Here is a 13,400-nt window from a genome sequence, read left to right on the forward strand (position 1 = left end):
ACTTAAACGGCTTAATTGGTAATCAGGGAAAACCTGCCTAAGTATAATTGCTCACTGCAAAAGTGACATGCTCCCCACGCTAACCCACAAGTCCGCCGGGGTTGAAAGCCCGCGTCTCATAGCAAAAGTCCTCTCAAAGAGGACTGAAAGACACATTTTTGAACAAGCATTGCAATATCTCCCCAGTCGGTTTCAACCGACTTTCGCTATGAGACAGGGGTTTTAACCCCTGGCGGACTGTTTGTTTAACTCTAAATATAGCTGCTAGCTTGACGGGTGAACATTGAGCAGTAAATTCCGTTTGATGCTATCAATTCGTCGTGAGTTCCTATTTCTGCTATTTTACCGTTTTCCATCACGGCGATGCGATCGGCAATTTTTGCTAATCCCAATCTGTGACTGATGACTATGGTTGTTTTCCCGGCGGCTATTTGGCGGAAGATGCTGTAAATTTCGTGTTCTGTCTTGGGGTCTAGGGCGGCGGTTGGTTCGTCAAAAATGAGCACTTCGGCTGTAGAAAGCCGCATTAAGGCGCGGGCGATCGCAATTCTTTGCCACTGTCCCCCCGATAAGTCTATGCCGTCTTCTAATTGTTTCCCCAAGGGAGTCTCTAAACCTGCGGCAAGACTATTGACTTTTGCACTAATTCCTGCTTCGGAAATAGCTTCGTTAATTGCGCTGTCATCTGAGAGTGAAAGCAAGTCGCCGAAACCGACGTTTTCGCGAACTGTGGAGGGGAAACGGGCGTAATCTTGCATGACGACGGCGATGCGCGATCGCACGTATGCTAGAGAGTACGATCGCAAATCTTTGCCGTTCCAGTCGATCGTACCACTTGTCGGGTCGTACAGGCGGCCGAGGAGTTTGCCAAGAGTTGTTTTACCCGCGCCATTTTCACCAACAAGCACTAGCATTTCACCCGGATTAATCGTTAAGTTGATATCTTCAACCGTGCTTTTATTGCTACCGGGATAGCAGAAAGATAGATGCTTAATCTCGATGCCAATTTTATCTTTTGTGGCACGGGCATCTTGCCCGTGACTTGGTAATTGACTTGTGGCACGGGCATCTTGCCCGTGACTTGGTAATTGACTTGTGGGACGGGCATCTTGCCCGTGACTTGGTAATTGACTTGTGGCACGGGCATCTTGCCCGTCTTCTGGTAAGCTAGGCAGGCGAGATGCTACATCCCCAAGCGGAGACTGCAATTCTGGCTTGAGTTCCAAAAGTTGAAAAATCGGAGTAACACCGAGAGAGATATCGTACAAATTAGCATAATTGCCTATAAGTAATTGCAAACTTTGCTCCACCTGAACAATCAAACCAGAATACAGCGCCAAATCTCCCAAAGTATAGCGACCACCCAAAGCTCCCATTACCACATAAACAAATGGCAAAGCTACTCCGATTCTACTAAACACTGACCACAAAAGTAAAACAATTGCTCCTTTTTTTCGGATTTGCTGCATCTCGCTAAAAAATTGCAAAAACTGATCCTGCCAGCGTTTGAGCCAAAGTTCCTGCAAGCCAAACAAACGCAATTCTTTAGCATATTCTTCGCCCGTCAAGACTCTAGCGGATAAGTTCATCTCGCGGCTGATTTTAGCTTGCTTTCTTTGAACTCTCCAGATGATTTTGCTATATTTTCTTTGGATGTAAATTGAGGGACAGGATGAAATCAACATCACTACTGGCACCCACCAAGCTATCGCAGCAGCAAGGCCTATCGATGGAATAAATATAAAAATTCCCGTGATGGTCATGCTGATGGTAAATGCTAGTTGCTGTATTTTGAATACTCCGGTTTTTGCGAGTTCTACTATATTTAATAGTTCCGGGTTTTCAAACAGGGCAATATCGTCGAAATTAGCGACTTTTTCCAGGACTTTTCCTTCGACAAAGCCTTGAACGCGATCGCGCAAAGATGTCGCTGCAAAAGAGCTCATTGTGTCTAGGGCATCGCCGACTAACCTAAGACTTAAGACTCCGGCAATACTCCACAGCAATATTGGCCGGGAAAGCATCAAAGCAAAGGGCTGTGCTGTTTGGGTTTGCGACAGCAACCGAGATACTTCATCAATGATTAATTTATCTAAAAAAAGCACGGCAGATGGGGCCGCACCGGCGATGATGTTGAGTATTATTAAATTGCGGAGTTCTATTGGTGCGGCTTTGATTATCAGGCCCAGGCTGCGCCACAAAGCTTGGAAGGTGGTAATTTGGATGGCTTGCATAGTTTGTGGGTAGGTGTCGGGTCTAGTCATCCCCGGACGCTATATTGTAACAGTATTTATTAACTGTTTGCCAAACAATGACAGGGCGCAGTATTGGTCTTTCTCCTCAATTTTCCCAGGTTGGTTGAAAATTTATGAGTGCATTCATAGCTCGTTCCAAACTGGGGGAATTAGTCTGTGCTGACGCAACCTGCCAACTTTGATTGACAAACTGGATCAGTTGACCGTTGTAGTCTTTACCAATTTTTGCCGTACTATTACGATCGGGGACGATCGCCTCCCGCAGATTTCGCTTCTTTGACTTTTTAGCCAAATTGATTAAAAGCAGCTTGGGGTCTGGAATTCGATCCGCGTCGCCAGGAATCAAGTCTACTGAAATACCCAGAAATTCGGCAAATGCCGATCGATGTGCAAGTAACCACGCTTCCACTTCTTTAACAGCAATCCGAAACAGCAGATTAGGATGCTTTGGTTGAGTTAACCACTCGGAAATAATTACTAGCGGGCATTCTGCATTATCCAAATCAGTTAAGACTAAGTATGGCATTCCCTTGGCCGCATGATTTAATCCAGAAATAATCTTTTTAATTTTGCCATATCCTCTCTGATTCAAGCAGTGTCCCACTGAAAAGGGACGTTGAGACTGTTTGAGCATTTGTTTAAGAACTGCTTCACTCAGTACATCCTCAAACACTAGATTGATGGGAATATCTGTCATTTGAATAAACTGAGTTGTTCGATCGCGGGCGGTGCTGTCAGAGGAAGTGCAGCATCAGCTATGCTTAAACCTCCTTCTAATAGCATTTTGATTTGTTCATTACTTGAAGCAAGTTTTACCTGAGTTCCTTCAGGAGTCGGTGTCATTAGCAGCACCTCTTCGCCGCCAATGCCTTTGTCTGAGAGCAAATCAGCACTATGGGTACTAAGAATAACCTGTCGCTTTTTCGGGCGCTGAAGGCGATAAATCAGAGAGGGTAGATTGCTAACAATCGCCGAATTTAAGGAAAGTTCGGGTTCTTCTAATAACAATAATGAATCGGATTCTAACAGTGACCAGAGTAAACCAATTAACCGTAACGTTCCGTCAGAAAATTGGTCTTCCCGTTGTTTTCCTGCTCCGGGCCGCCAATGTTCGTAAACAGCTTCCAAATGCGGAACTCCCATCACATCTTTGGTATCTGTGAGGTTTTTCAATTGTGGGACGGCCAGCTTTAAAGCATCTTCAATTTTTTTTAATCGCGATTTTCTGGTTTTTTCGGTAGTTTTAGCAACTCGCTCTAAAAAAGTTCTCCCAAAAGGATCTTCGGAAAGTCCAGGGGTAGCAAAAGCTTCGGGATGGCGAACTAACTGAGGAATTAAATGTAAATATAAAATCGCTTCTAAAAATTTAGAAATTTCTCTGAATTCTGCATTGGCATTAATTTGCTCTAAATAAGTCTGGGTGAGACGTAGCTCATCATTTTTATCTTCGGGAGTAGGGCGATTGACAATTTGCTCCTCGCCTTTCCAAACTCGTTCGTAGGCAACAATCGGCTCATTTTTGCCGCCTTTTCTATGTTTAATTCCCAGCCCATACCTCCATAATGGCTGTTGGGCATTAGATTCGGAAAGGTGAATTTCTATTTCTACATCTGGATAACGGCGCGCATAAAGACTGCGAATTTTTGATACGCCACCTCGATCGCTCACGGCTTTCTGCAATCCGCCTCCTGCTTTAGCCAGATCCCGCAAAAAGCGCAATGAATCGAGAAAGTTTGACTTACCACAAGCATTAGGGCCTACCACAAAAACGCGATCGCGCAAATCAACATTCACTGACTGAAAATTGCGCCAATTTTTCAGAGCTATATGGGAGATAATCATTATTTTAACCTAATCAAGAAATAGTTGAGCATATTGGATTTGGCATCTCAAAAATAACTGCGTTATGTAGCCCATAGCGTCCGTTTTTGGGTGTCCCTTCCAGAAAATCGTGAAAAGTTATTAATTTGGGTATCGATTGAATCATCATCAATAAACCTCTTTAGTGATAGGTAGATGAATAATTTGGTCTTGATATTCATTGAAAAAAGAACATTCACCAATCAAAATTAATTCATCGATGTTTTGCCCAATGCTTAAATTCGCGTTTAAAATAAATATCCCAGGAATATGACGATTGGCTTGCAAATGATCGTTTAAGTGAACAGGCATAGATTTACGGTTATTCGTGACTAGGATAAAGTCATATTTTTCACACCATTCTAAAATTTCCGGGTCTTTAGTTCCTTTTGCTGGTATGAAAGGTTCGCCAATGACCCGAATAATTAATCCTACTTGTTTGCTCCGAATTTAAGTAGGATAAATCTGGTCAATATTTTCATCCATGAGATACTTGAGTGCCATTTTTTTTGTTTCTTTCTTCCTTTATTTTTTGGAGTCTTATCGAAGCTGGATGAGGGTTTAGTTCTTGGGCTTTGCGTTGTTGGTACGACCATTCTAGCCAGTCTGCGATATATTTATCCAAGACGGTCTTATTGTTTAAATAATACAAAATTGTCGCATAGATTTGGTCGAGAGTCAAAGTGTAAAAGTGTTTTAAAATTTCCTCGGGTGAACGTTGCTGATAAATATATTCGTAGAGGATGCTTTCTATTCCTACTCTTGTCCCTTTTACTCGAATGTCATCATCGGCTAAAAACTCAAAATATTCTTCTAGAAGCATAGTTTATTCCTCCATTTGTTAATTTATCAATACCCGATCGCACCCAAACGCAGGCTCACTGTTTTCTATAGATACGATCGCCCTTTCCATCTCAAACTCTACCAGATCGAGCGATCGCCCTGAATCAATCCCACCATAGCATAAACCGCTTTATGCCAAAGTTATCCAAATGTCAAACGCCGCACCGTACCATCATCTGTAAATCGCTGTTCGCCAACGCCAACAACTTCCACAATAACTTCGCGTTCTGATATCAAAAATTGACCCTCGCGCGCGGCAATTTCAACGATACTTTTGTCCCCTTCCAAATACACTTTGTAATTAGTCGTTGCCCAGACACCTTTTTCATGTTCAAAACTGTGTCCGTCGTCCTCATAAAGCGTCCATTCACCGCTTCCGGGCCCAATTCGCATTTTTAATGACTCAAGCGGTTCTTCGCTGACAAATTGCCTCACAGGTGCGATCCTCTTCGAGGGCTTCGCTAACGCAATTATGCCCCCTCCCCGCACGTAAAGCGGCATTCTCTCCAAAGGTGCATAAGCCAAAATGTGCGTCGGGCCCTGATAGCATTCGCCCGTCCACCAATCGTACCAAGTCCCCTCCGGCAAATACACGGCGCGGTGTTCAACACCCGGGCGGTAAACAGGTGCAGCCATCAGCGACGGGCCGAGCAATACTTGATCGTAAAGGTGATAAGTTGTGCGATCGCGCGGAAAATGATACAGTAGCGGTCGCAAAATCGGCGTTCCCGTCGTCGCTGCTTCCCAAAACAACGTGTAAATATAAGGCAACAACTGATAGCGCAAATTGATGTATTCGCGGCAAATCTTCTCAGTGCGAGATCCAAAAACCCAGGGTTCGTGCTGCGCCGTACTCATCGCCGAATGACCGCGCATCAAGGGATACAGCATCCCCACCTGCATCCACCGCGCGAACAATTCAGCCGTTGCATTCCCCGCAAAACCGCCGATGTCGCAACCGACAAACGCCACGCCGGAAAGCCCCATATTGCAAAGCATTGGTAGCGACATTTCTAAGTGTTCCCACTGCGATTGATTGTCGCCCATCCACACCGAGGAGTAACGCTGAACGCCCGCAAAACCCGATCGCGTCAGCACAAAAGATCGATCGCCAGATCGCACTTTTTGCAACCCCTCAGCACAAGCTTTCGCCATCATCAACCCATACAAATTGTGCGTTTCCGCGTGGGTAGCGCGATCGGATTCCGGGCCTTGCGGTGCATCCAGGGGAAAGCTGATGTGTTCGCCGCCGTCACCAAAAGGCCGTTCTGCGATCGCAGGTTCGTTCATGTCGTTCCAAATCCCCGCAATCCCAATATCTGTCAGGGTTTTGTGCAATTCGCCCCACCACTCGCGTACCTCCGGCCGCAGGAAGTCGGGAAACACCGCTTTGTCCGGCCAAACGTAACCGTGGAATAGCTTTCCCTCTGCGGTGCGAACGAAATAGTCATTCTCCACACCGCGATCGAATATCTCATAATCTGCTTCCGGTTCGTACTTGACACCGGGATCGACAATCGTGACAACCTTAAAACCCGCTGCTTTCAAGTCTGCGATCAGTTTCGCGGGATCGGGGAAACGCTTCGGGCTCCAGGTAAAAACGCGGTAGCCGCGCATATAGTCGATGTCGAGGTGGATGACATCGCAGGGAATCGCCCGATCGCGAAATTCCTTCGCCAACTCGCGCACAACGTCCTCGGATTCGTAGCTCCAGCGGCATTGGTGGTATCCCAGCGCCCATTTTGGCGGAAGCGGCATCCGGCCGGTTAACTGCGTGTAGGTGGCGAGAATTTGGGCGGGTTCCGGGCCGTAAATAATGTAGTAGTCGAGTTCCGGGCCTCTGGTTTCCATCCGCAAAACCCCCGGTTGTTCGGCGCCGATGTCGAATTGACTCCAAAATGTAGTGTTGAAGAAAATGCCGTAAGCGCGATCGGGATTCAGGGCGATGTAAAATGGAATCGCCTGGTACATTTCATCGGTGAGGGAATTGTAGTCGAGGGAGTCGGTTGTCCAGTTTGTCTTGACTTCGGAGAGTTTGTCGAGAAAGCCGGTGCGTTGGCCGAAACCGTAGAAGTGTTCGTCTGCTTCGATGCGTTTCCAGCCTGCGGTTGCGCCGGTGCGCCATCCCATACTGGGATCGCAGTCGCTAGCAAAGGGTTTTCCCGATTTGTCGAAGCATTCGATGGAAGTGCGATCGCGCTTTACGGAAATCAATATTTGTGCGGTTTCAATTTCTATTTTTTCGTCTGTTTCTCGCACTTCAAATGGTATAATTTCCCACTCTTCGTCAGGGACGGTTATTGAGTGCGATCGGCTGTTAAATTCACCTGTCGGGGACATTCGCACTCGGATTAAATTCGGTGCGAGGATGCTGATATTTAGGGAGGTCTCGCCGCACTTAAAGTGAATTGTGCGTGAAGCGCAGCTATCCCGTAGGGAATCGGTCTTATTGATAGATTGTACTGAGCCGATGGTTGACCAAGGCTGTTCAGTAGTTTGGAGATTTCCGAAGTATTGCGGCATATACGATTTGGTAATTAACAATTAGTAAACCGATCGTGCAAGCCGCACTTGACTACCGTCATCTAGCTAAAGGAGGAATATAACTTTTCAGCATTTCAAGTAAATAAACCAATGCGGTAAAATATACTTCAGCGATACCGTGGCTAGCCGAATAAGCATCTATAAAAAATGAAACATATCCATAAATTAACTGGAAAATAAGTGACCCTTTGCACCATTTTTCCTTTTAAATCAGGCTTTAGGAACAGGCAAGATGCCTGTTCCACAAAGACTAAATTTTCTTGTGGAACAGGCATCTTGCCTGTTCTTGATAACGCAAGATGCCTGTTCCACAAAGACTAAATTTTCTTGTGGAACAGGCATCTTGCCTGTTCTTGATAACGAATAAGCTACTATAAAAAATGAAACAGGTATCCATAAATTAAGTGGAAAATAACTGAGCCTTTGCACCATTTTTCCTTTTAAATCAGGCTTTATGAACAGGCAAGATGCCTGTTCCACAAAGACTAAATTTTCTTGTGGAACAGGCATCTTGCCTGTTCTTGATAACGCCTCAATTGTGAACTTTTCTCTTCCTTCGCGTCGAAAGCGGTTCATTATATCCGGCAAAAAACCAAGTGGAGCTTTCGCTGCACAATTACGAAATCTCCACTTTTATCACTATTCTAGTGGCTGCAAAAACCCTGTTGCATTCACTATATCTTACTTGTACAAAACAGCCTCTTTCAAAGTCGCGATCTTACCTAGCGCTTCATCGAGATCCTCTTGGGACGCGCCGTGGGCAACTATTGCATCTGTCAAATGCTTCACAATTGCATCAAAGTGTTCAGGCTGTAAATTCAAACCTGCGTGTGCTTTCTCCATTGAACGGCCTGAGTATTGCTTGGGGCCGCCAAGGGCATAGGAGATAAAAGCAGTTTGATGGCGGCGCTGCTTTTCCATATCTGTATGATCGAAGAAGTGGCTCACTATCTCGTCAGCCAAAACATCGCGGTAAAAATCATCTACCATCTCTTTAATGGCTGGCTCTCCACCCATTTTTTCGTACAATGTTGTTGCCATATCGTTTCAGCGAGTTATTTTTTTTCACTTACTCTTTAATTATAGCTGGCAGTTTTGCTTTTTTCACCCTGTGAAATATTAATTTAATGTGAAATAATTACTTAGTAACTGTTGCGACTGCTGGTATTGTTTAGGCCACCCTCTATTTGTAAACTTTATTAAGGTTCTATCGCCAGTTAGATATTGTCGATCGCCCTGCTAGCATTTTGACCTAATGCACGGATTGCTTGTTTTAGCAAGATGTTTCCTATACACCACCAACACGCATCTGTTTTCCAGCTAGCAAACTCAAGAAATCGGTGATAAAACAGAGGCCCGATGCGATCGCAATTTACGCGATCGCCCCTGCAATTGGACAAGTTAAAATAAATCGGCGATCGGCTGCCCAGCGGCATCATGTATAAGCGAATTGCAAATATAATCGAATCACAACGACGATCGCCTGTATACTGATATTCTGCCGTTGCTAGTCGGTTTTGACACTTCCGGGCGATCGCCCGCAGTTAAGAAAAACCTTTAACTTAAGTACGCGGACACAAATAAACATTATTATGTCATTGCGCGGAACGAAGCAATCCCAAGTCTGAGCGATTGCTGCATTTCTATCTGCTGTTTCCTTAAACTTTGATGATTTTTGAGTGCCTTGAAATACTATAGCCAACATCCGAACGCTTTCTCGATCGAGTACCTCAACGACTTGCGAGGAGCAATTCTAGCCTCCCCTTATCTAGCAATCAACAACCTCAACCGCGATTTCATTGGCACAAAAGGGTTTTCCGTGGTGTTTCAACGTTCGGAAATCGCCGAAGTAGAACGGCGGTTCCCTTTGTTCAAACCCTATCTAGACCAAGCATTACTGCCTGAATGCAATGCTTTTTACCTCAACCCTTTGTTGCTGGGTGAAGGTTCCCGCGTCGATCCGCATATCGATCGATCTTTGCGATCGTACTGCAAAACAGTTGAACCTCCCGCAGCCGTCAGCGTTTTGTACGTACAAGTACCGCCGAACTTGCAAGGGGGAGAGTTGATACTGCGACGGAACAAACAGCAAGTCGGCCAGATTAAGCCACAAGCCAACTCGCTGATCTATTTTCAAGGAGATTTGACTCACTCTGTCAACGCTGTTAAAAGTACCGGCACTCGTTTGAGTTTGGTTTGCGAACAGTACAGTTTGAGCGAAACTGAACTGCAAGATATTCCAGGATTCACAGTGGAATCTAGGGCCGTGAAAGCAAAAATTAAGTAAGGTTTCTTGTCTCAAAAAAAACTTTTGGAAAATTAAAACTGTTTGCCATTTAAAGAAGGAATTAATGCGAGATTACCTCCAAAAGACACTTAAATAGCCAGCTATACTTTGGCGCTTGTTTATACCAGTAAAAAAACTGCCACTAGAGGTCAGTGTTTCCAACCCTTAGTTCATCACTCGTTCCCTATTCTTTAATCTAAAATCTCAAATGGTATTAACAGGAGAGGAGGTGATTTTTTGAGAAGTTAAATTTTGAATCTGATAATGATTCATATCGTTTCCGGTTGCATCGGTATTGTTCAAATGTCCAAACAGTCAGTTGTCATATCCATTCCCGTTGGATGGGAATGATTAAACCGCTCTTGACACAGAGGATACAGAGAAAGCGAAGAGAGAGATGAATAATTCCGATGCCAACGGATTTGATATCAGTTGGGAGAATTTTAGTCAACAGTCAACAGTCAACAATCATGCCGAATGCAACCGGAATTAATATCACTCACTTGAGAATTACTAGAGACTGTCATGGATGCAGAAACCCTATGGGTACGCTTCGGCACACTTGAGGGCATTAGAATGCGGTGTTTTTAAGGATTGCAGATTTCTGCGATCGCTTTTTCTTCGGGATGATTAGCAATATAATTGCTCAGCCATTGGCAACTCAGTTTCATTAAACTATCTACATCAAGTTCCAAATTCCAGATCTTTAAAGTAGAATCATCACTGGCAGAAACAAGAGTTTTGCCGTCGGGACTGATGTTAACGTCATTAACTTGATCGCTACCCTCAAAAGTTTGTAGGGGCACCGCCTCCAATCCAGTTTTGCTGTCTGCTACATTCCACAGTTTAATTGTGCGATCGAAACTGGCAGATGCTAAAATTTTGCCGTCGGGACTGAAACTAATGCTTTTTACCCAAGTTCCGTGTCCTTTGATAGTTTTGAGTTCGGTGCCTGTTTCTGCATTCCACAATTTAATGGTGCTGTCATCGCAGGCGGATGCTAAGATTTTGCCGTCGGGACTGAAACGCAGGCTGGTAATTCGGCTGTTATGGGCTCTCAGAATCATTCTTGGGGTAGATTCTAAATTATTTAAATCCCAGAAAAATATTGTGCGATCGTTCCCTGCGGATGCTAAAGTTTTGCCATCGGGACTGAATGTGACGCTTCTAACTCTTTCGAGATGTCCTTTGAGAGTTTTGATTTCGCTGCCACTTTCTAGGTTCCACAATTTCACAGTTCGATCGACTCCTGCTGATGCTAAGATTTTACCGTCTGGACTGAAAACAACGCTGTCAATTCCCCTCAGATGTCCTGAAAGAGTTTTGATTTCGGTGCCCGTTTCTAGGTTCCACAATTTAATAGTTTTATCGCTTCCTGCGGATGCTAAAATTTTGCCGTCAGGGGCGAAACTGACGCTGGTGACGGCACCTTGATGTCCTAGAAAAGTTTTAATTTCGCTGCCGTTTTGTGCATTCCACAATTTAACAGTGCGATCGCTGCTACCGGAGGCAACTGTTTTGCCGTCTGGCGAGAAACTCGCACTGAAAACCTGACGGCGGTGGCTTTCCAGAACTTTCGGTTCGATGCCGGTGAGGTTCCAGAGTCGTACCGTGCGATCGGTACCTGCAGTTGCCAAAGTGCGGCCGTCGGGACTGAAACTAAGGCTGGCAACCCTGCCACTGTGTCCTTTGAGCGTTTGCGGATCGATGTTTCCTAACTGCGATAAATTCCACAATTTGACGGTGCCGTCTTCGCTAGCGGTAGCCAGAGTTGGGCTGTTGCTGCCCAGAGGACTGAATTTGACGTTCCAGACTTGCCTGCTGTGGGCTTGCAGGGTTTTGAGGAGAGTCAGGTTTTCGGCATCCCACAGCTTGACTAAACCGTCTTCACCAGCGGATGCTAGGGTTTTGCCGTCGTCGGAGAAACTAACACTTCTGACAGCATTGGTATGGCCCGTCAGCGTTGCGATTTCCGTTCCGTCTGCTGGATTCCAAAGTTTGACAGTGCGATCGCTACCCGAAGATGCGATCGCCAACCCGTCGGGCGAAAAAGTGACGCTTGTTGCCCAGCCCCTATGTCCAGTAAAGGTTTGGAGCAAAGTGCCGTCTGCTGGATTCCAGAGTTTGACAGTGCCGTCGGAACCCGAAGATGCGATCGCCAACCCGTCTGGAGCAAAACTGACTCCTCTCACCCAGCCCCTATGCCCCGTAAGGGTTCTAATTTCTGTGCCGTTTTCGATGTTCCAGAGTTTGATAGTAGCATCGTCACTAGCAGATGCGATCGTCTTGCCGTCAGGTGAGAAACTGACAGTCCAAACGTTGTCTCCGTGCCCGGTGAGCGTTCTGAGTAAGATGCCGTCGGGGTTCCAGAGTTTGACGGTATCGTCTTCGCTAGCGGATGCGAGGATTTTGCCATCGGGCGAGAAAACGACGTTTCTGACGTTAGCTTGGTGGCCAAGGAGCCGATCGCGCTCTCGGATGCTGTAAATTGCTTGTTGGAGGGCGATCGATACTTGCATCTTAGTTTCTGATTTGGCCGGACTCAATGCCTCTAATTTTTTAAGTTTATCTGCTGCTTGCAGTGCTTCGAGCAGTGCTGGAAAAGGGTTTGAGGCTAAAGTTGTCTTTGACGACAAACTTTCGAGGACTATTTTAGTTTCTGCGAGTTCTCGATCGGCTTTAATTACTTGCAATTGTACTGCGATAGCGGCTGCTAAAGATATCCCTAAAATTGTCGAGCCGATCGCAATTATTTTTCTAGCTTGTTTTTTAGCTAACGTTAACTCTGTTTTAGCTTGATGCTGGGCCAGACTTAAAGTTTCATTAGCTTGTGTCAATATTTGACTTTCCTCAGCTTGCAGTGCAAAAGCCAATTCAACTTCTCGCTTTTCCAAATCCTGAGCCGCCGCTAAAAAGCGGTAATCGAGATGGCTTAAACTTTGATATTTTGCCCATTCCAAAGCTTCTTGCAGCGCCTGACCCCGCAGCAGCCGCGAATCATCCTCAAAATTGGCAGCATTCCAAGCATTAAAACTTTCCGAATAAGGCCGCAGCTTTCCCAACTGTTTTTCCACCCATTCAAGATTGAAAACTTCGGCATAAATTCGGTTATAAACTTTTAGCTTTCCCTGTTGTTGCACCACTAAACCTGACAGTCGCAATTCTGTTTGTTCGGGACTGCCATCAGCAAGAACCCCCCCCAGCCCCCCCTTGCTAAGGGGGGGAGTAAGAGTGGCTATTTCTTGCTCTCCCAGGGGTGAAGCAGCAGCATTTATCCCGGAACTAATCAAAGGTAAATCAGCATTTAGCCCCCCCTTAGCAAGGGGGGGTTGGGGGGGGTGCGCGGATTCCAAAATTTGCTGGTAAAGCCCCAATAACTGCCCCGCTTTTTGCTGATTTCTCAACAGGCGATCGCGAATAGTTTTCAAATGTTCAGGCTCATCCTGAGACTCCCAATTCTCCACAACCCGCAACCTCACCAACCCCTCAACTCCCTCCTCCTCTGTGGAACAGGCATCCTGCCTGTCTGTGGTGGTGGAACAGGCATCCTGCCTGTCTGTGGTGGTGGAACAGGCATCCTGCCTGTCTGTGGTGGTGGAACAGGCATCCTG

The 13,400-nt window shown here is 45.7% G+C and carries 11 protein-coding genes; 1 reads left to right on the forward strand and 10 read right to left on the reverse strand.

Annotated features, from left to right (window positions below; all coding sequences use genetic code 11):
* Positions 1 to 251: 251 nt before the first annotated feature.
* From QUB11_RS29370 to QUB11_RS29410, 9 genes are all read right to left on the reverse strand, one after another.
* Positions 252 to 2,264, reverse strand: a complete 2,013-nt coding sequence (locus QUB11_RS29370) for an ABC transporter ATP-binding protein (protein WP_333256479.1) — start codon at positions 2,262 to 2,264, stop codon at positions 252 to 254.
* Between the two features lie 76 nt (positions 2,265 to 2,340).
* A complete protein-coding gene (locus QUB11_RS29375; protein ID WP_333201420.1) occupies positions 2,341 to 2,952 on the reverse strand; it encodes a hypothetical protein in 612 nt (203 codons plus the stop codon).
* Positions 2,949 to 4,097, reverse strand: coding sequence for an AAA family ATPase (locus QUB11_RS29380; protein ID WP_333201418.1), 1,149 nt, complete (start codon positions 4,095 to 4,097; stop codon positions 2,949 to 2,951). Before QUB11_RS29380 ends, QUB11_RS29375 begins: the two co-directional genes overlap by 4 nt.
* Before the next feature lie 147 nt (positions 4,098 to 4,244).
* The gene (locus QUB11_RS29385; protein ID WP_333201416.1) at positions 4,245 to 4,427 is read right to left on the reverse strand and encodes a hypothetical protein; all 183 of its coding nucleotides are present in this window, start codon (positions 4,425 to 4,427) and stop codon (positions 4,245 to 4,247) included.
* Positions 4,428 to 4,593: 166 nt separating this feature from the next.
* Positions 4,594 to 4,938: a DUF433 domain-containing protein gene (locus QUB11_RS29390; protein WP_333201414.1), complete on the reverse strand. Its 345-nt coding sequence runs from the start codon at positions 4,936 to 4,938 to the stop codon at positions 4,594 to 4,596.
* Between the two features lie 161 nt (positions 4,939 to 5,099).
* Positions 5,100 to 7,481: a glycoside hydrolase family 31 protein gene (locus tag QUB11_RS29395; RefSeq protein WP_333201412.1), complete on the reverse strand. Its 2,382-nt coding sequence runs from the start codon at positions 7,479 to 7,481 to the stop codon at positions 5,100 to 5,102.
* 231 nt (positions 7,482 to 7,712) lie between these two features.
* Positions 7,713 to 8,078: a hypothetical protein gene (locus tag QUB11_RS29400; protein WP_333256476.1), complete on the reverse strand. Its 366-nt coding sequence runs from the start codon at positions 8,076 to 8,078 to the stop codon at positions 7,713 to 7,715.
* A 105-nt stretch (positions 8,079 to 8,183) separates the two neighbouring features.
* The gene (locus QUB11_RS29405; RefSeq protein ID WP_333160123.1) at positions 8,184 to 8,543 is read right to left on the reverse strand and encodes a group 1 truncated hemoglobin; all 360 of its coding nucleotides are present in this window, start codon (positions 8,541 to 8,543) and stop codon (positions 8,184 to 8,186) included.
* 176 nt (positions 8,544 to 8,719) lie between these two features.
* Complete coding sequence (locus tag QUB11_RS29410) at positions 8,720 to 8,941, reverse strand: hypothetical protein (RefSeq protein WP_333256473.1); 222 nt, start codon at positions 8,939 to 8,941, stop codon at positions 8,720 to 8,722.
* 245 nt (positions 8,942 to 9,186) lie between these two features.
* Here QUB11_RS29410 and QUB11_RS29415 point away from each other — a divergent pair, with 245 nt between their 5' ends.
* A complete protein-coding gene (locus QUB11_RS29415; protein ID WP_333256469.1) occupies positions 9,187 to 9,789 on the forward strand; it encodes a 2OG-Fe(II) oxygenase in 603 nt (200 codons plus the stop codon).
* 587 nt (positions 9,790 to 10,376) lie between these two features.
* Here QUB11_RS29415 and QUB11_RS29420 read toward each other — a convergent pair.
* Positions 10,377 to 13,400, reverse strand: a 3,024-nt coding sequence (locus QUB11_RS29420; RefSeq protein WP_333392430.1) for a WD40 repeat domain-containing protein, incomplete at its 5' end; no start/stop codon positions are given.

It is taken from the genome of Microcoleus sp. B6-A1, assembly GCF_036705085.1.
GTDB lineage: Bacteria > Cyanobacteriota > Cyanobacteriia > Cyanobacteriales > Microcoleaceae > Microcoleus.